The organism is Bacteroides sp. HMSC067B03 (assembly GCF_001811315.1).
Classification (GTDB): domain Bacteria; phylum Bacteroidota; class Bacteroidia; order Bacteroidales; family Bacteroidaceae; genus Bacteroides; species Bacteroides faecis.
The window spans coordinates 133677-152085 of sequence record NZ_KV804335.1 but is presented as its reverse complement, the minus strand read 5'-3'; the positions used below and the strand labels follow the sequence as shown (position 1 = coordinate 152085).

13 protein-coding genes are annotated in these 18409 nt (G+C 44.1%); all 13 read left to right on the top strand.

From position 1 onward, the window contains the following. Positions 1-399: 399 nt before the first annotated feature. The 13 genes from HMPREF2794_RS08910 (at position 400) to HMPREF2794_RS08850 (ending at position 18401) form a co-directional block, all read left to right on the top strand. Entirely contained in the window at positions 400-3213 is a 2814-nt protein-coding gene (locus HMPREF2794_RS08910) for a TonB-dependent receptor (RefSeq protein ID WP_070751364.1), read from the top strand. Between the two features lie 4 nt (positions 3214-3217). After that, complete coding sequence (locus HMPREF2794_RS08905) at positions 3218-4450, top strand: DUF4876 domain-containing protein (RefSeq protein ID WP_070751359.1); 1233 nt, start codon at positions 3218-3220, stop codon at positions 4448-4450. Further along, positions 4443-5951, top strand: coding sequence for a DUF6850 family outer membrane beta-barrel protein (locus tag HMPREF2794_RS08900; RefSeq protein WP_070751358.1), 1509 nt, complete (start codon positions 4443-4445; stop codon positions 5949-5951). Before HMPREF2794_RS08905 ends, HMPREF2794_RS08900 begins: the two co-directional genes overlap by 8 nt. Before the next feature lie 32 nt (positions 5952-5983). After that, a complete protein-coding gene (locus HMPREF2794_RS08895; RefSeq protein ID WP_139147241.1) occupies positions 5984-7603 on the top strand; it encodes a fimbrillin family protein in 1620 nt (539 codons plus the stop codon). Between the two features lie 33 nt (positions 7604-7636). After that, on the top strand, positions 7637-8224 hold the full coding sequence (locus HMPREF2794_RS08890; protein ID WP_070751357.1) for a hypothetical protein: 588 nt from the start codon (positions 7637-7639) through the stop codon (positions 8222-8224). Beyond that, positions 8211-8777, top strand: a complete 567-nt coding sequence (locus HMPREF2794_RS08885; protein WP_070751356.1) for a PepSY-associated TM helix domain-containing protein — start codon at positions 8211-8213, stop codon at positions 8775-8777. Before HMPREF2794_RS08890 ends, HMPREF2794_RS08885 begins: the two co-directional genes overlap by 14 nt. A 22-nt stretch (positions 8778-8799) precedes the next feature. Further along, positions 8800-9687, top strand: coding sequence for an ABC transporter ATP-binding protein (locus HMPREF2794_RS08880; RefSeq protein WP_070751355.1), 888 nt, complete (start codon positions 8800-8802; stop codon positions 9685-9687). 49 nt (positions 9688-9736) lie between these two features. Next, the gene (locus tag HMPREF2794_RS08875) at positions 9737-10405 is read left to right on the top strand and encodes a hypothetical protein (RefSeq protein ID WP_070751354.1); all 669 of its coding nucleotides are present in this window, start codon (positions 9737-9739) and stop codon (positions 10403-10405) included. A 43-nt stretch (positions 10406-10448) separates the two neighbouring features. After that, positions 10449-11483 (top strand): DUF4857 domain-containing protein, encoded by a 1035-nt coding sequence (locus tag HMPREF2794_RS08870; RefSeq protein WP_010536307.1) that lies wholly within the window; start codon positions 10449-10451, stop codon positions 11481-11483. 214 nt (positions 11484-11697) lie between these two features. After that, positions 11698-12990, top strand: a complete 1293-nt coding sequence (locus HMPREF2794_RS08865) for a lamin tail domain-containing protein (protein ID WP_022301297.1) — start codon at positions 11698-11700, stop codon at positions 12988-12990. A 91-nt stretch (positions 12991-13081) separates the two neighbouring features. Further along, complete coding sequence (locus HMPREF2794_RS08860; protein WP_010536305.1) at positions 13082-14560, top strand: sodium:solute symporter; 1479 nt, start codon at positions 13082-13084, stop codon at positions 14558-14560. 14 nt (positions 14561-14574) lie between these two features. Next, on the top strand, positions 14575-17043 hold the full coding sequence (locus HMPREF2794_RS08855) for a DUF4922 domain-containing protein (RefSeq protein WP_070751353.1): 2469 nt from the start codon (positions 14575-14577) through the stop codon (positions 17041-17043). Beyond that, on the top strand, positions 17040-18401 hold the full coding sequence (locus HMPREF2794_RS08850) for a SpoIID/LytB domain-containing protein (protein WP_010536303.1): 1362 nt from the start codon (positions 17040-17042) through the stop codon (positions 18399-18401). The genes HMPREF2794_RS08855 and HMPREF2794_RS08850 overlap by 4 nt, the downstream gene beginning before the upstream one ends. The last annotated feature ends 8 nt before the right edge of the window (positions 18402-18409 follow it).

The window sequence follows — 18409 nt, the reverse complement described above, 5'->3', positions numbered from 1 at the left end:
AACGTCTGATTTATCAGTTATTAACAGCCGGGACATCAAGCATTAATAGTTGACATATCAAGCATTAACACACTAGAGATCAACAAATAACATCAGGAAAACAATATACTACAGGACAAAAACAGAGTGAGAGCAAACGCTTGCTCCCACTCTGCTACCACAGTTGCTACCATAGCTGAAACACCGATGAACAAAGGGATACAGACAGACAGTGAGAGCATGGGAGCAAAACCTATGTTTAATTCACTTGGAGAGAAAAAGCAGGAAACGGAATCAAGCTATACCTATTTATGGGTACTCATATACCTAAAATTAACCATTATTTGCGATTGTACCATTGGCGATATAGAGCGAAATTTGCACAAAATTTGTTCTATGAGATCTTCTGCACTTAAAATAATGCTTTGCTTGCTTCTTTCTTTCACTGTTTTCAGAATTGAAGCCAGCCCCAACATTTATTCTATCTCCGGTCGTATCTCCGACGAAAGGGCGGGTTCTCCATTACCCGGTGCATCCATCCTGATCAAAGGTACCTATTTATGGGCAATATCCGATCAAAAGGGAGAATTCACGATACAAGGAGTACAGGAAGGCAAGTATAATCTGGAAGTTTCCTTCCTCGGCTATGTTCCGGCCACAGTTCAAGTGGATGTGAACCATCCTATAAAAGGATTAAAAATACTGTTGAAAGAAAATACGCTCGCATTGGATGATGTGGTGATTACCGCACAGGCTCCCAAAAGCGAACTGAATACAACTCTTGTCATCGGAAGTAATGCGTTGGAACACTTGCAGGTATCTAATGTAAGCGATATCTCTTCCCTTCTTCCGGGAGGGAAAACGAAAGTTCCGAACCTGACCAACAACAATGTATTTTCATTAAGAGACGGAGGTTCGTCTGCAGGTAACGCGGCATTCGGTACGGCAGTAGAAGTGGATGGCGTACGCATTGGCAACAATTCCTCTTTTGGCAACATGAGCGGAATAGACACCCGCAACATTAGTGTAGCAGATATCGAGTCGGTCGAAGTCGTTACAGGAGTACCTTCGGCAGAATACGGAGACCTGAACAGCGGTATGGTGAAGATACATACCAAAAAAGGCAAGACCCCGTGGAATATTCTCCTGTCTGTCAATCCCCGTACAGAACAGGTTTCCTTTTCTAAAGGACTGGATTTAGGGAATGACAAAGGTACTGTCAACATCAGCGGCGAATGGACCAAAGCCACTCAGAAATTAACTTCACCCTATACATCTTATACACGAAGAGGATTCTCTGCCGGCTATAGCAATACATTCCGCAAAGTACTTAGATTCGACGTCGGATTCACCGGCAACATTGGAGGTATGAACACCAAGGACGATCCTGATGCATACACCGGAGAATACACGAAAGTAAGAGACAATGTATTTCGGGCAAACACCTCATTGACATGGTTGCTCAACAAGTCATGGGTCACCAACCTCAAACTTGACGCATCCGTATACTTCAATGACAATCACTCGCACGCGCATACCTTCTATTCTTACGCGTCCGAACAGCCTGCCGTTCACACCGGGCAAGAAGGCTACTTCATTGCCAACAAATTACCATATACTTTTTTTGCCGACCAGATCATCGATTCCAAAGAACTGGATTACGCCGCATCACTGAAATATGAATGGAACCGACGGTTCAACCATGTGAACAGCAATCTGAAGGCCGGCGTTCAATGGAAAGGGACAGGGAACGCAGGAGAGGGAGAATACTATCAGGACCCTTCGTTAGCTCCTAACGGATATCGTCCGCGTCCGTACACATCTTATCCGTACATGCACAATGTTTCGCTTTATGCAGAAGAAAACTTATCATTCCCTGTCGGCAGCACAATGGTAAGACTCATGGCAGGCGTACGTTGGGAGAATCTGTTCATCAGCGGTACACAGTATGAGAAGTTGAATACGGTATCTCCCCGTTTCAATGCCCAATGGCAGTTGAACAGCCACATTTCCATCCGGGGCGGATGGGGAATTACCGAAAAGCTGCCGTCGTACTATGTATTGTATCCCAGACAGGAATACCGGGATATCCAGACATTCGGGCTTTCTTATAATAATAATGAGTCATCCTACATCTATTACAGTCAGCCATACACGTTGCTACACAACGAAAAACTGCGCTGGCAGCGGAATCAGAATGCGGAACTAGGTATTGACATGAACATGGGCCGGACAAAAGTTTCATTGGTCGGATATTTCAACCGAACGAAACTGCCTTATAAATATACCAACAGCTATACTCCGTTTTCATACAATGTGCTTCAGTTGCCGGACGGATTCAGCATGCCCGCCAATCCGCAGATCAATGTGGACAACCAGACGGGAATGGTCTATATACGGGAAAACGAATCCAGCTATTGGACACCGATGGACGTAAAAGTAACAGATCAGACATTTGTCAAATCTGCTTCACCGGATAATGGAACGGATGTAGTCCGCAGAGGAGCCGAAATGATTGTCGACTTTCCGGAAATAACTCCTATCCGTACACAAATCCGGGTAGATGCCGCCTATACGTATAGCAAATACATTGACAATTCGCTATCTTACTATTATCAGAACGGATGGTCGCACACCAGCCTTGCCAACCGTTCGTACCAATATGTAGGTATTTATGCCAATGGCGACAATCCATCAGCAACAGCCAACGGCAAACGCACACACTCACTGGATGCAAATATCACAGCGATTACCCGTATCCCCAAAGCCAGACTGATTATATCATGCAGGCTGGAAGCTTCTTTGGTGAAGCGGTCGCAAAACATATCCGAGTACAACGGCAGAGAATATGCTTTCAATGTCAGTCAGGACAATCATACAAAAACAGGAGGAAGTATTTATGACGGCAATTCTTATACGGCCATCTATCCGGTGGCATATCTCGACCTGAACAATGAGGTGCATCCTTTCACCGAGGCCGAAGCCGGAAATCCGGAATTTGCCCATCTGATACGCAAGTCGGGCAACGCCTATACATTTGCCGCAGATGGATATAATCCTTATTTCTCCGCCAATATTAATATCACCAAAGAGATCGGTGACCATGTATCTCTGTCTCTCAATGCTATTAACTTTACCAACTCACGACCGTATGTGAAATCGTATGCAACCGGTGTCAGTGCCGTTTTCACTCCGGATTTCTATTACGGACTCACTTGCCGCGTTAAATTTTAAACTTATGAAGCGATCTATATACATATTATTAGTAACTGTTGTTTATGCCGTAGCCGGATGCACGGACATCGACAAGACCAATCCTTATGATGACCAGCTGCATACGCTGCAAGTCACCGCCGTTTATCCGGATGAATACGCTGAATATCTCCGGGAGGGAGTGACTGTGAAAATAGAGGATGTGGACCGTGGCAACTCTTATCGGACAAAGACCGACAAGAAGGGAACGGCACAATTTTCACTGACCAATGGTATATACCGCATACAGGTCAGCGACAAGAATGGAACGCATATCTTCAACGGACTGGCAGACAATGTGAAACTGGTCAACAGCGACATGACCTTCAATCTTCCATTGACTCATTCCAGAGCCGGAACAATCATTATCAAAGAAATCTATTGCGGAGGATGCAAAAAGCTGCCACTGGAAGGAGATTACCAGTCCGACAAATACATCATCCTGCACAACAACGATTCGGAAGTACAGTACCTCGACAGCTTGTGCTTTGGAGCACTCGATCCTTATAATTCACACTCTACCAATGTATGGGTGACACAAGACGAGATGACCGGAGCAACGATCTTCCCCGATTTCGCCCCCGTTATCCAGTGCATCTGGCAGTTTGGCGGTACCGGCAAATCGTTCCCCCTCCAACCGGGTGAAGATGCAGTCATTGCCATCAACGGAGCGATCGATCATGTGGCGCAATACCCGCAATCTGTCAATCTGAACAAACCCGGATACTTTGTATGCTATAACAATGTTTATTTCCCGAATACGCTGTACCATCCGGCTCCGGGCGATCAAATCACACCGGACCACCACCTGAATGTAGTCATAAAGACAGGACAGGCCAATGCGTATTCTTACTCGATTTTTTCTCCCGCCACCATCATCTTCAAGGCTAAAGGGACTACCATACAGGACTATGTTCTTGGAGCGGGCAACGTCATACAAAAGCCCGGAAGCACAGTGGACCAGGTCATAAAGATTCCTCTGGACTGGGTGATTGACGGAGCGGAAGTATATTATGGCGGTTCTTCAAGCAACAAAAAGAGAATCTCCCCTTCTATTGATGCCGGCTACGTCACCCAAAGTGCAACGTACAGCGGACGCAGCCTATATCGCCATATAGACGAAGAGGCCACGCAGGAGGCAGGCTATGAGGTAATGGCAGATACGAACAACTCTTCTACCGATTTTTATGAACGGGATAAACCATCATTGCATGAGTAATATGAAAAGAATCTATATAGAATGTCTGCTGCTGTGTATCGTGTCCGGAATATCGGCACAGACTTATGACATAGTAGAACGACGCAACTCATGGAACGCCGGAGCCAATGTCACAGGTATCATGATGGAGAACACGAACACCTCCTATGCCGAATTGTATGGCAGCAATAATCAAGGTGACTTCCGCAACTCTTACGAGGCAAGCAAGACGTGGAGTGCCGGAGCGACAGCGAAGTCCATTACGCATCTGAAAGATTACTCTTTAATCGGATCATTCTCGTTCGACCACACTTCCGGCAAGGATATGAGCGGTTCTATGTTTATCCATCCCGGATTTTATCCTGTAGATATTCTGGAGTTCACACCCGGACGCAAAGACCTGCAAACTTACTCCTTTATGGGAGGTATAGCCACCAATCTGAACCCGAACTGGCGTCTGGGAGGAAAGATAGACTTTGCTTCTGCCAACTACTCCAAACGAAAAGATGTGCGTCATACCAATTACCGACTGGATCTGCAAGTGGCTCCCGGCATCATGTATCATTCGGGAGAACTGGCCATCGGGCTTTCCTACATTTTCGGTAAAAACAGCGAATCAGTCAAAGCGGAAGTAATCGGTACGGCAGAAAGTCTGTACAATGCTTTTCTGGACAAAGGATTGATGTACGGAGCCTACGAAACATGGAATGGCAGTGGCATTCACCTGAGCGAATCGGGCATCAACGGTTTCCCTATCAAGGAGTTATCACACGGAGGAGCACTGCAGTTTCAATGGAAGGGTTTCTATGGTGATATTGAATACACCCATTCTTCCGGCTCTGCCGGTGAAAGAGAAACCATCTGGTTCAAATTTCCCACTGACCGGATCACTTCTCATATCAGCTATCGTTTCAAGCAAGGCAATAACGAGCATTTTATCCGATTCAATCTGCAATGGTCTCATCTGGTCAACAATGAGAATGTGCTGAGCAAAGAGACTGTCAACGGAGTGACAAATACTCATATTCATGGTTCGAACCGTATCTTCGAAAAAGAAGTTTTCACGGCCAATCCCGAATATGAACTAATGAGCCGTCGGGGAGAAGTGCGTTTGGGAACGCATCTTTCCACCTTCAAACAACTCACTACCCAGATGTATCCTTATGTAGCTTCACAAAAGATGTTTTGCAGCCGGACGTATGTTTCCGGAGTGCTCCATACGGGAAAGTTAGATTTGAAAGCAGCCGTCTCTTTCTCGACAGGAAACTCCAGCGAGAAAAACAGGACTGCCGAAACGAATACGGAACCCGGTGATCCTCCGTATCGTCTGACAGATTACTACAATCTGCAAAACGAATATGCAACGGCTTCCCAAGCAACTTTCAATCTCGGATTACGCTATAACTTCAACCGGGGAATTTATGCGGAAGTTCAGGGCAGCTATACACACGGCTTCAACCTCCGGTATATAGAAGGTTCGAGCCGCTGGAACGAAACGATTAAGTTAGGTTATACTTTTTAAATTTATTCTTTTACATAATATAAAACTATCTAATGATGAAAAAGGGGATATTATTTGTGCTGGCAGCAGCGTTTCTGGCATCCTGCCAACAAGAAGAAGAGAACGGAGTTGTATCATCGGTCGACCGGGTGACTATCACTCCTATTATTACACGTGCCACAGAAGTCAACTTCGAGAATCAGGACCAGATTGGTCTGAGTATCACTAAAGAAGACGGTACGGAATATGCCAAGAATGAGCTTATGACTTTCAATGACGGTGCTTTTGCCGGAAGTCTGAAATGGTATCCCGAAGGGACCGACAAGTCTTCATTCGTGGCTTATTATCCGTATACCTCAGCCGGTGTACCGACTTCATTCACCGTGCATGCAGACCAGAGCGCCAAGTACGGAATCTCCGACTTTATGGCGGCAAGCAAATCCGAAGTACTTCCTTCGGCTAACTCAATCAGCATGGTCTTCAAACACATGCTTACCAAAATGGTCATTAATGTGACAAACGAAACTCATTTAGATATTTCGTCGGTAGTTCTCAAAGGGGCTGTTCCCACTGCCAATATCGATCTGGCTACCATGAAGGTAACCGCAAGCGAGAGTGCCGCGGCAGTAAACATCACAACACAACAGGTGACAAAAAACACCACTTACCGTGCTATCGTAGTTCCACAGACGGTTGCATTCACTCTTGCTGTAACAACCTCAGACAATAAGACTTTGACGCAAAGACTCGCATCTACAACGTTAGTTCAAGGTGGTCAATATAGTGTCAATGTCCGTGTATTGTCCGATGATATCATTGTGACGCTCAGTGGTGAGATAGAAAACTGGACGGAGGAAGGAGAAATCGGAGCAGATAATACGGTTCCTTTTGAAGAGCATCTGGACGAAAACTATTTCTTATATGACGAAGTAAAGTATAATACCGTAACTCTTGCCAACGGTACAATATGGATGGCTGAACCACTTTGCTATCTGCCTAAAGGATATACTCCATCCAGTGACCCGACAGCAGATTCTCATATTTGGTATCCATACGAAATCGTAGACGGTGCAACAACCGCACTAACAGACAATGCTTCTGTAAAAGAGCTGGGCTATCTATACGATATGGAAGCCGCACTTGGTAAAACTATAACCGAAAGCAATTATAATACTTTTGAAGGAGCACAAGGAATTTGTCCGAAAGGCTGGCATATACCGACACGTATCGAATACTTCAATCTTGTTGGTAAAACTACAGCTGATGCCGATGGTAAAACACCGGATAATAGTCAAGATGCCCTCTTCTATGATAGCGGCTATGACGGAGCCAAAATTCAATCCCTGATTGATGCCGGACTCAATTACAAATTCTCCGGAACTCGTATGATGGCAAATTTCACTGCCACTCCCAGTTATCAGAAGACTGTAATATCCAGTGCTACCAGTACAAAGACAGAATGGTATAATAAACCTGCCTTGAATCATTATATGACTTCAACTGCCTATAAGCCAGTGTACAATGCATCAAACGTACTCACGAACATCCAGTTCTTTGGATTGATGAGTACATTTACATCCGCCAGATATCCGGAAGGCAGATTGTCATTAAGTTACATCAGCATGAAGTCCGGTCAGCAACTCCGTTGCGTAAGAGACAAAGCAACAGAATAAAATTTTAAACTATATATAAAACAAGCTATAACAATGAAAACAAAAAGACTAAACATCGCAATCGCCCTACTGGCGGTTGCCCTCATCGGAACCTCTTGTGGAAACAAACAACAGAAAAGTTCCTCGGACACAACAACAGAACAGACTACATCGTCTGCTTTAGAAATTGACTCTCTTCTTGCCAATGCCGAAAGTCTGGCAGGGCAAGAAGTAACCATCGAAGGTGTTTGCACACATACCTGCAAGCATGGTGCCAGGAAAATCTTCCTGATGGGTAGTGACGACACACAAGTGATCCGCGTAGAAGCCGGCACACTGGGAGCATTCGACCCGAAATGTGTGAACTCCATTGTCCGCGTCACCGGAACACTGAAAGAACAGCGCATTGACGAAGCTTACCTCCAGAACTGGGAAGCACAGCTCAAAGCACAAGCTGCCGAAAAGCATGGCGACGGAGAAGCCGGATGTGACTCTGAAAAGAAAGCACGCGGTGAAACAGCCAGCACTCCCGAAGCCCGCATAGCCGACTTCCGTGCCAAGATAGCAGACCGGAAAGCGAACAGCGGTAAAGAATATCTGTCTTTCTATTTCATGGAAGCTAATTCGTATGAAGTGGAGTAGCAGTATCCGTAAATGGAGTCGACTGATACACCGTGATTTATCATTTTTCTTTGCCGGAATGGTCTTGATTTATGCCATTTCCGGCATTGTAATGAATCATCGTGACACTATCAATCCCAACTTCTCCATCGAACGGAAAGAATATAAGATTACCGAAAAGCTACCGGGCAAAGAGGGAATGAAAAAGGAAAAAGTACTTACCCTGCTACAACCATTAGGAGAGGAAGGCAACTATACCAAGCACTATTTCCCGAAAGCGGACATCATGAAAGTATTTCTGAAAGGAGGGTCCAACTTGCAGGTAAACGTCAGTACGGGAGAGGCTGTCTACGAGTCAGTCACCCGCCGGCCACTCATCGGAGCAATGGCACGTTTGCACTACAACCCCGGACAATGGTGGACTTACTTTGCGGATATCTTCGCAGTCGGCCTCATCATCATCACCCTTTCCGGAGTCATCATGCTGAAAGGCAATAAAGGTATTATCGGCAGAGGAGGAATAGAAATGATTGTCGGAATTATCATTCCCGTCCTTTTTCTTCTCTTCTTTTGAACAGAATAACTGATATAATAAAATGGAACAAATTATAGAATGTAACAACCTGACGCACTATTACGGCAAACGGTTGATTTACGAGAATCTTAGTTTCACAGTCCCCAAAGGACGCATCCTCGGACTACTGGGCAAGAATGGTACCGGAAAAACCACGACCATCAACATCCTGAGCGGCTATCTGAAACCACGCTCCGGAGAATGCCGTATCTTCGGGCAGGAGATACAGACGATGGCTCCGGCATTGCGCCGCAACATCGGACTGCTGATCGAAGGGCACGTACAGTATCAATTCATGACCATCACGCAGATAGAGAAGTTCTACGCAGCCTTTTACCCGGGCCAATGGAAAAAAGAAGCTTACTATGAGCTGATGAACAAGCTGAAAGTAGCTCCCGGACAGCGTATCTCACGCATGTCTTGCGGCCAACGCTCACAAGTGGCTCTCGGACTGATCCTGGCGCAGAATCCCGAACTCCTTGTATTAGATGATTTCTCACTCGGGCTCGATCCCGGCTATCGCCGCCTGTTTGTGGATTATCTTCGTGATTACGCCCGCTCCGAAGGCAAAACCGTCTTCCTGACCTCGCATATTATTCAGGATATGGAGCGACTGGTAGACGACTGTATCATGATGGACTACGGAAAGATTCTGATTCAGAAACCGATTGATGAATTACTGAAAGAAGGACGCCGCTACACATGTACTGTTCCCGAAGGTTACGAACTTCCCGCATCCGATGATTTCTATCATCCTTCCGTTATGAGGAATACGCTGGAAACATTCTCCTTCCTTCCGCCTACAGAGGCAGAAGTGAAACTGAAATCAATGTCAGTGCCTTATACGGACTTGCATAGCGAGCATGTGAATCTGGAAGACGCCTTCATCGGTCTGACCGGTAAATACTAAGGTTTCCATCATTCACAAATCAAAATTCACCAATCAAAATTCCAAAAGAATGTACGCTATATTTTATAAAGAATGGATAAAGACCCGGTGGTATTTTCTACTTGCCGTGATCACGACACTCGGTTTTACAGGCTACTGTATGCTTCGTATCAACCGGGTAGTAGAAATGAAAGGCGCTGCGCATGTATGGGAAGTCATGCTGCAACGGGACGCCATATTCATCGAGATGTTACAATACATTCCCCTGATTGCCGGAGTACTGATGGCTGTCGTGCAGTTCGTCCCCGAGATGCAGCGCAAATGTCTGAAGCTGACCCTGCATCTGCCTTATCCCGAACTGAAGATGACGGGCAATATGCTGTTCTCCGGTTTAGTGTTGCTGCTTGTCTGCTTTGCTTCCAACTTCCTGCTGATGGAGATTTATCTAAGCGGAGTGCTGGCTCACGAACTGAAAAATCATATATTGCTGACTGCCCTTACGTGGTATCTTGCCGGTATTTCCGGATACCTGCTCGTCGCATGGATCTGTCTCGAGCCGGCATGGAAACGCAGAATCATCAATCTCATTATCGCCGTGCTATTACTGCGAATCTTCTTTCTGTCGCCCACACCGGAAGCTTACAACAAGTTCCTCCCGTATCTATTGGTTTATACTTTGCTGACCGCTTCTTTCTCATGGCTTTCCATAGTGCGGTTCAAAGCGGGAAAACAGGACTAAGAGAATGAAGAATGAAGAACTAAAAATGAAGAATTAAATAAAGATGAAACGTTTCAGTACCATACTATTATATGTCACCATCGCGTTCCTGCTTCTCTGGCAGTTGCCTTGGTGTTACAACTTCTTTGTCGTAAAACCGGAGAAGACTCCTTTTACGCTATATAGTTTCGTGATCGGCGACTTTGCCTTAATGGGACAGGAAGAAGGAAAAGGAACCGTACGTCGCGATGCTGCCGGAAATATTTATTCCGAAGCGGCCTTCGACAGTATCCTCCCCATGTTTTATTTCCGCCAACTGATGTCCGACGAACGCTTCCCGGATACAATTAACGGGATAGCCGTCACTCCGAAAATCGTACAGACGGAAAACTTCAATTTCCGCAGTGTACCTACGGATATCAATGCTCCTTCTATCGGCCTTTATCCTTTGTTGGAGTCCATGTCCAGACGTGTGGACCTGAAGATGCCGGATGATGTATTCCGCATTACGTCCAAAGGTATTGAGTTTATCGATATGGCTTCGAATAGTGTAAATGCAGAAAAAAGCCTTCAGTTCACAGAAGCGATGGCGAAGAAAGATTTTCATTTTCCTGCCATTGAGATTGTAGGAAATCCTACGGTGAAGAAGGAGTACGATGAAGGATATCTTCTGCTGGATGCCGACCGTCGTCTGTTCCATCTGAAACAGGTGAAAGGACGCCCTTATGTCCGAGCTATTCCGTTACCCGAAGGACTGACATTAGAGCACCTATATCTGACGGAATTCAGAAACAAAAAGACGCTTGCCTTTCTGACAGATGTCAATAATGCCTTTTACGTGCTGAGAAGCCGCACATACGATATAGTGAAAACAGGCATTCCTGCATTCAATCCCGAAACGGATGCACTGACTATCATAGGCAATATGTTCGACTGGACAGTTAGGGTGACCAGCCCGGCCTCTGATAATTATTATGCTTTGAATGCGGATGATTATTCACTGATAAAGAAACTGGAAAATGAATCGAATACGCATTATATGCCCGGTATTACTTTCACTTCTTATACAGATAAATATGTGATGCCGCGTTTTGAGTAATCGATAAAGGGTTGCCCCAAGTCTTGTTACAACAGACCTGCGGCAACTCTTTTCATTAAACGACATATGTATGCAAAACTAAAGTAGCTATCTTTTATTTATTCAACATTATACCTTATCTTTGCCTCATCAAACAATTATCCACACCGCAATTGCCTCTGCGTAACACACAAACAAATACGGTAAAAAAGATAACAACTATAATTATAACCGTATGAAAGTTTGTAAAGCCCTGATTCTTTTGAGTCTTTTCATGGTTGCATTCTACAATTGTGCACCTCCGCCCGATGAAGACACAAAGGAAGAAACAGGAGAAGACACCACTACAGCCGAACTTCCCTGGACAGGAGAAACGGATAAATTTACCATTAATACCAAAGAAGGAGTACATCTCAATGATCCGGAAGAAGATGCCGGCACAGCCTATATCACATTTCCGTCTTCTTCCGTCCATAATACCCGGTGGGAGTTTGGAGTACGTCTGACATTTAATCCTTCTGCCAACAATTATGCCCGTTTTTATCTTACTTCCTCTTCAAACGTCCTTTCCGGTGAATTAACCGGATATTTTATTCAGATAGGAGGAGCCAAAGACAACGTGGCACTTTACCGGCAGAACGGGGCAGAATTAAAACTGTTAGCTTCCGGCAGAGAGCTTATGAAGGGGAACAACTCACCTAAACTTTACGTCAAAGTAGAATGCGACAACAATGGATACTGGACTTTCTGGACACGGTTGCTGTCAGAGGAAGAATATACGAAAGAAAAACAGGTCAAAGACAGCAGTATACAAAATTCCGTCTGTTGTGGCATATACTGTGTTTACACAAAGACTCGCTGTGACGGCTTTACTTTCCATCATATACAATTGTCCAATGATGTGGAGACAACTACGGAACCGGGGGAAACACCGGATCATCCGGAAGAACCAGAAACACCGGAAAAGCCCGTTCTCCCCGATTACCCGGAGGAAGTAAAAAATCTACTATTGCTAAATGAAATCATGTATGATAACGCAACATATGGTGCAGAGTATATAGAGCTTTACAATCCATCCAACTCCACTGTTTCGGTCCCGTCATTAAAACTATTGAGGTACATTGACAATGGTTCCGGTACAACGCAAACCACGACAACTGCCATCTTGAAGCATCCGGACAAGAATCAAAGGCTGGACTTTCCTCCTCATGGGTATATCTGTCTGACAAAATCTGCTGCCACTCTTATCAACAAGCACAAAGCTGATAAAAATAATATCATACAAATATCCACTTTCCCACGAATAAACAATGATGGAGGCTATCTGGCCATAACCACCAATGAAGAAAAACCAAGAATCATAGACAAATGCATTTACTCCGACAAGATGCATAACGAAGGAGTAAGAAACCAGGGTGTATCTCTTGAAAAGAAATCACCGGAGCTAAAGTCGGCTCTAAAATCGAACTGGAGTTCCTCAAAAAACGCAACAGGAGGCACTCCGGGAAGAAAAAACGAACAAGAATAAAAGTTTATAGATTAAAATCCCTACATTTGTCAGCAAAGAAGTAAAAAGAGTTTCGGATGATTTCATCCACAAACGAATTTAAACAGCAGCTATGAGTCCAATCATCTTATCTGTTACGATTATAGCCTATTTTGTGATCTTGTTTACCATCTCCTACATAGCAGGACACAAAGCAGACAATGAAGGATTCTTTGTCGGGAATCGTAAATCAGCATGGTATATCGTTGCTTTTGCCATGATTGGTTCTACTATTTCGGGAGTCACCTTTGTATCGGTGCCGGGTATGGTACAAGCCAGCAGCTTTTCCTATTTACAGATGGTATTGGGATTCATCGTCGGACAGTTCATCATTGCCTTTGTACTTGTCCCTTTATTCTATCGGATGAAATTGGTTTCCATCTATGAATATCTGGAGAACCGATTCGGAACTTCCTCCTACAAAACCGGTGCGTGGTTCTTTTTCATCTCCAAAATGTTAGGAGCAGCCGTACGGTTATTTCTGGTATGCCTGACCTTACAACTGCTTATTTTCGAACCCTTCGGCATTCCTTTCCTGGCAAATGTGATTCTTACCGTATTTATCGTCTGGCTTTACACATTCCGGGGAGGAGTAAAATCATTGATCTGGACTGATGTGCTGAAAACATTTTGCCTGGTCGTCTCTGTTGTACTTTGTATTTATTATATTTCTTCGAGCCTGCATTTGAATTTCGGCGGTTTAATCAGTACCATTTCGGATAGCGATTTATCCAAAATGTTTTTCTTCGACGATGTAAATGATAAACGATATTTCTTCAAACAGTTTCTGGCAGGCGTATTCACAGTGATTGCCATGAATGGGCTCGATCAGGACATGATGCAACGAAACCTTAGTTGCAAGAACTTTCGGGATTCGCAAAAGAATATGATCACCAGTGGCATTTCACAGTTTTTCGTGATATTGCTTTTCCTGATGTTGGGAGTATTGCTTTATACATTCACAGCCCGGCAAGGCATAGAAAATCCGGCTAAAAGCGACGAATTATTTCCCATGATTGCTACCGGAAACTATTTTCCCGGAATGGTGGGCATCTTGTTTATTATCGGGTTAATAGCCTCTGCCTATTCTGCTGCCGGTTCGGCACTAACCGCTCTGACAACTTCTTTCACAGTAGATATCCTCAATGCCCATAAGAAAGAGGATGCGATTCTCAGCAAAATACGAAAACATGTTCATATCGGTATGGCCGTTATTATGGGAATTGTTATTTTTGTATTCAATCTCCTGAATAATACCAGTGTCATTGATGCTATTTATACATTGGCAAGCTATACGTATGGTCCTATTCTCGGGTTATTCGCTTTTGGCATATTTACCAGGAAACAAGTTTATGATAAATATATTCCGTTGGTAGCTATTCTTTCTCCTGCACTTTGCTACATATTGCAAAGTCACTCGGAAGCCTGGTTCAACGGATATCAGATTAGTTACGAGTTGCTTATACTTAATGCTCTCTTCACCTTTTCAGGACTTTGCATACTAATAAAAAGGAAAGACAAAGTAAAAGTATCTGCAAACTCTCCCGATTAAATAAAAAATTAAAGATGAAAATTACAATCAACTGTTTCCTGCCTTTTTGCAGACAGGAAGAAACGATACAGACAGTTAAAGAATTACGCACATCGGAATTGGTAGATAAAATCTATTTGCTGGTACCGGAAGCTACCGATATCTGTCTACCCGGATGTGAACTGATTTCTATAGCGAATATCCAGTCGACAGAAGCGATGAAAGCGATCGCTTCCCATTCCAATGGAACATATACCTTACTTTACACCAAGCATACTGAACTAAAGCTGGGATTATTCGCTCTCGAACGAATGGTTCAAATAATGGAAATGACGCAGGCAGGCATGGTATATGCCGACCGTTATCAGCAAGTGAATGGTATACGGAAAGCGGCTCCCGTTATCGACTATCAATTCGGCAGCCTGCGTGATGACTTTGACTTCGGTTCTGTCATGCTTTTCCAAAGCGAGGTTTTCAGAAAAATGGTAAAGGCTACCAAAGAAGACTATCAGTATGCAGGATTATATGATTTACGCCTCAAAATCTCTCAAAAGAAAAAACTGGTACATATCAACGAATATCTATATACAGAAATAGAAAACGATACCCGGAAAAGCGGTGAGAAACAGTTCGACTATGTAGACCCGAAAAATCGCCGGGTGCAGATAGAAATGGAACAGGCATGCAGCGAACATCTGAAAGCTATCGGCGGATATCTGGAACCCTGTTTTCAGTCAGTCAACTTTTCAGCCTCTACTTTCGAATATGAAGCATCTGTCATTATTCCCGTACGCAACCGTATCCGTACTATCAAAGATGCGGTCCGCTCCGCTTTGAACCAGCAAACCTCTTTTCCATTCAATGTCATCGTAATCGATAATCATTCTACAGACGGAACCACAGAAGCCCTTCGGGAGTTATGTACTGATTATCGGCTGGTTCATATAATCCCCGAAAGAAATGATCTCGGTATCGGAGGATGCTGGAACACAGGTATCCATCACGAGAAATGCGGCAAGTTCGCTATCCAACTCGACAGTGACGACGTATACAAAGACGAGCATACTTTACAAATCATGGTAAACGCTTTCTATGAACAAAACTGCGCCATGGTAATCGGTACCTATATGATGACAGACTTCAACATGAAAGAAATGGCGCCCGGCATCATAGACCACAAAGAATGGACTCCCGAGAATGGTCGCAATAACGCTTTACGCATCAACGGACTGGGAGCTCCCCGTGCCTTCTATACTCCCCTCCTCCGGGAAATCAACGTACCGAATACCAGCTATGGAGAAGACTATGCACTCGGACTATGCATTTCAAGCAATTATCAGATAGGCAGGGTATATGATGTCGTTTATCTCTGTCGCCGCTGGGAAGGTAATTCGGACGCTGCATTAGCCATCGAAAAGGTTAACCAGAATAATGTATACAAAGACCGTATCCGCACATGGGAATTGCAACGGAGGATTCAAGTAAATAAAATAAAGCTGAAACCTCAAAAAGCAATCCTACAATTAATTGAAGAACAGACTCGCTCATGGGAACTTGCCAAACAGAACTATCAGGCATTGGAAGAGTACCGAAAGCAAATGAAAAAAATGAGTCTGGCCGGAAAGGATTTCGATATGCTTGTATATACCTTTCCTAATCCCAAACGCATACTTTCGGCTACTGCGCAGACAGACACCTCCTCCATTCATGCACGCCCCTGCTTTCTATGCCAGGAAAACCGTCCGCAGGAACAAAATTTTGTCAGCTATAAAAATTATCAGATATTGGTAAATCCTTACCCCATATTCAAACAGCATCTGACAATTATCGACAGAAAACATACACCACAATCCATCGCCCAACGTTTCGACGATATGATAGGTTTCTCCAGTTTACTGCAAGAGAACTTCATTTTATACAATGGTCCCGAATGCGGAGCATCTGCTCCGGACCATGCTCATTTTCAGGCTTGCGGAAAAGAGGAGGAACTGGAAGGTGCACTAGGTGCGGATTGGCACAAAGAATTGTTGATTGAGAAGAGTAATGTAGAAATACATTCGATTGACAATCCGGTCACTGCAATTCTTATCCAGACAAAGGACAAAGCAACAATGTCACGTACATTCAAGCAGCTTTACGATATACTCGCTGCTGATAAAAACGGAAAAGAACCAATGATGAATATCCTTACCTGGTACGGTTTGGAAAAACATAAAGATTTTTTCCAAGGATACTACGAATCTGAATTGAAAGATTTGACACTGCGTTATCACTGCATGATCTTCCTGCGTAGCAAACACCGTCCGGACTGTTATTATGCAGAAGGAGATGAACAAATTCTTATCAGCCCGGCTATTGCCGAAATGAATGGCATATTTCCTGTTGTCCGGGAAGAAGATTTTCCCAAACTGACTCCCGAGAAGATATATGAAATCCGTCGGGAAGTTTCTATGCCTCAGGATGAGTTTATAAAAATTACAGAACGCATAAAGGCAGCATTATGAAAGAACCTCAGATAACAGTCGGTATCCTTTCCGGAAAAGAAATCGAGTTCTTTCTCCCGGAAAGTTTCGTTACCCCCGATGGCACGATGGCATCAGGGATACAAAAGGCTGTTTTTCAAAAAGGAAAGATATACTGGCAAGGGAAAGCATATAATGAATTATCATTCTCTCCCATACAGGATACTGATACTTTCTTTGAGCTAAAAGATGTTACCATCGGCATCAATTTCCATTGGGAACGCAAAGAAACACAAAGATTCAAAGGGAGTCTGAAAATAATCGTTGAAGAGGAGAGGCTAACAGCTATCAATGTAATTTCCATTGAAGAATATCTGACTAGTGTGATTTCATCGGAAATGAGTGCCACTGCTTCTTTAAGTCTCTTAAAAGCACATGCAGTCATTTCCAGAAGTTGGCTGGTTCATAAATTAAGAACGAGAAACATTCTAAATGAAGAATTAAGAATGAAGGATGAAACATTAGGGATGGCTACACGAAAAGAAAACACAGTCGGTTCTTCCTCCTCTACTTCTGATGCTTCACTCATCAAATGGTACGATCATGAAGCACATACACACTTTGATGTTTGTGCCGATGATCATTGTCAACGTTATCAGGGAATTACCCGTACTTCCACCCCACAAGCTATCGAAGCCGTATCTTCTACCAGGGGAGAGGTGCTTGTATACGAAGGAGAAATCTGTGACACACGTTTTTCCAAATGTTGCGGCGGCGCTTTTGAAGAGTTCCAAAATTGCTGGGAAAATGTCAGGCATCCATACCTGACCGGTCAACGTGATGCCTCTGCAATCCACCTGCCCGACCTGACGATAGAAAAAGAAGCAGAAAAATGGATACGTACATCACCTTCCGCTTTCTGCAATACGCAAGATAAAAGAGTGCTGAGCCAGGTTCTCAACAACTATGATCAGGAAACAATAGACTTCTATCGTTGGAAAGTCAGTTATACCCAACAAGAACTTTCAGCACTGGTCCATAAACGTTCGGGAATCAATTTCGGAGAAATCATAGACTTGATTCCTGTCGAACGGGGAACTTCCGGACGTCTTGTACGATTAAAGATTGTAGGTACTTTACAAACGCTTATTATCGGAAAAGAACTGGAAATACGCCGTACCTTATCCCCTTCCCATCTTTATAGTTCCGCATTCGTGGTTGACAAAGAAGGGGAAGAGGGTCAAGTACCCACCCGCTTCACTTTCACCGGAGCAGGTTGGGGGCACGGAGTAGGACTTTGCCAGATAGGTGCGGCAGTTATGGGTGAACAGGGATACAACTATAAAGACATTTTATCCCACTATTATCCTGGTAGTGTGCTTGAAAAACAATACGAATAATTCTAAGA

What these genes read in the sequence shown, in the direction of transcription:
- HMPREF2794_RS08885 (WP_070751356.1), top strand. Translation starts at nt 8,211, where the DNA reads ATGAAGTGGAGTAGCAGTATCCGTAAATGGAGTCGACTGATACACCGT.
- HMPREF2794_RS08850 (WP_010536303.1), top strand. Translation starts at nt 17,040, where the DNA reads ATGAAAGAACCTCAGATAACAGTCGGTATCCTTTCCGGAAAAGAAATC.
- HMPREF2794_RS08855 (WP_070751353.1), top strand. Translation starts at nt 14,575, where the DNA reads ATGAAAATTACAATCAACTGTTTCCTGCCTTTTTGCAGACAGGAAGAA.
- HMPREF2794_RS08870 (WP_010536307.1), top strand. Translation starts at nt 10,449, where the DNA reads ATGAAACGTTTCAGTACCATACTATTATATGTCACCATCGCGTTCCTG.
- HMPREF2794_RS08875 (WP_070751354.1), top strand. Translation starts at nt 9,737, where the DNA reads ATGTACGCTATATTTTATAAAGAATGGATAAAGACCCGGTGGTATTTT.
- HMPREF2794_RS08910 (WP_070751364.1), top strand. Translation starts at nt 400, where the DNA reads ATGCTTTGCTTGCTTCTTTCTTTCACTGTTTTCAGAATTGAAGCCAGC.
- HMPREF2794_RS08895 (WP_139147241.1), top strand. Translation starts at nt 5,984, where the DNA reads ATGATGAAAAAGGGGATATTATTTGTGCTGGCAGCAGCGTTTCTGGCA.
- HMPREF2794_RS08860 (WP_010536305.1), top strand. Translation starts at nt 13,082, where the DNA reads ATGAGTCCAATCATCTTATCTGTTACGATTATAGCCTATTTTGTGATC.
- HMPREF2794_RS08905 (WP_070751359.1), top strand. Translation starts at nt 3,218, where the DNA reads ATGAAGCGATCTATATACATATTATTAGTAACTGTTGTTTATGCCGTA.
- HMPREF2794_RS08880 (WP_070751355.1), top strand. Translation starts at nt 8,800, where the DNA reads ATGGAACAAATTATAGAATGTAACAACCTGACGCACTATTACGGCAAA.
- HMPREF2794_RS08890 (WP_070751357.1), top strand. Translation starts at nt 7,637, where the DNA reads ATGAAAACAAAAAGACTAAACATCGCAATCGCCCTACTGGCGGTTGCC.
- HMPREF2794_RS08900 (WP_070751358.1), top strand. Translation starts at nt 4,443, where the DNA reads ATGAGTAATATGAAAAGAATCTATATAGAATGTCTGCTGCTGTGTATC.
- HMPREF2794_RS08865 (WP_022301297.1), top strand. Translation starts at nt 11,698, where the DNA reads ATGAAAGTTTGTAAAGCCCTGATTCTTTTGAGTCTTTTCATGGTTGCA.